Genomic DNA, 1,061 nt, shown 5'->3' on the forward strand with positions numbered 1-1,061 from the left:
TGATCCTCAAGGAACGCCGCCGCGGGGACCTCGTAGAGGGTCGGCCCCGCCATGCGGCCGCCGCTTTCGCTGGTAAAAACCGGGCGCACCGCATTGCGGCTGTCGAAGCGCTCCTTGCCCTCGCGGTAGGCCCTGGCCATCCCGGCGGTCAGCATCACCTGCGGCGCCACGTCGCGCAGCGCCGCGGCGGTGGCGGCGACGAAGGCATCGCCCTCGGCCCCCTCGGGCACCACCGCGATGCCCGGATTGGTGCACAGCTGCCCCGCCGAGCCGGTCATCGAGGCCGCCCAGCCCGCGCCGATCTCCGCCCCGCGCGCCGCGAGCGCCCCGGGCAGCAGGAACATCGGATTGACCGAGCCCAGCTCGCCGAAGAACGGGATCGGCTCGGGCCGCTGCGCGCACAGATCGAACAGCGCCCGCCCGCCGCCGAGCGAGCCGGTGAACCCCACCGCCTTGATCCGCGGATGGGTGACGAGCGCGGTGCCCACCTCGCGCCGCCCGCCCTGCACCAGCGAGAAGACGCCGGGATGCACGCCGCAGGATTGCACCGCCGCATGGATCGCCTCGGCCACGATCTCCGAGGTGCCGGGATGGGCCGAATGGCCCTTGACCACCACCGGACAGCCCGCCGCCAGCGCCGCCGCCGTATCCCCGCCCGCGACCGAGAAGGCCAGCGGGAAGTTCGAGGCGCCGAACACCGCCACCGGCCCGATCGGCCGCTGCATCAGCCGCAGATCGGGGCGCGGCAGCGGCTTGCGGTCGGGGAGCGCCGGGTCGTGGCGGCGGTCGAGGTAATCACCCTTCAGGATCGTTTCCGCAAAGAGCCGCAGCTGCCCCGTGGTGCGGGCGCGCTCGCCGTTCAGCCGCGCCTCGGGCAGGCCGGTTTCCTGACAGCCGATGGCGGTGATGTCGGCCCCACGCGCCTCGATCCCGTCGGCGATGGCGGTGAGGAAAGCGGCGCGCTCGGCCCGGCTCGCGTAGCCATAGGACCAGAACGCCTCCTCCGCCGCCTCCGCCGCCCGCTCGACCAACTCCACCGTCCCCATCGAGAACCGATGCGC

The 1,061-nt window shown here is 73.6% G+C and carries 1 protein-coding gene; it reads right to left on the reverse strand.

The features are described 5' to 3' along the window. Nucleotides 1-1,061 (reverse strand): aldehyde dehydrogenase family protein (locus D2T30_RS22880; RefSeq protein WP_128210656.1); only part of this gene is annotated, 1,061 nt, incomplete at both ends.

This window comes from Paenirhodobacter populi, assembly GCF_004022215.1.
Classification (GTDB): Bacteria; Pseudomonadota; Alphaproteobacteria; order Rhodobacterales; family Rhodobacteraceae; genus Rhodobacter; species Rhodobacter populi.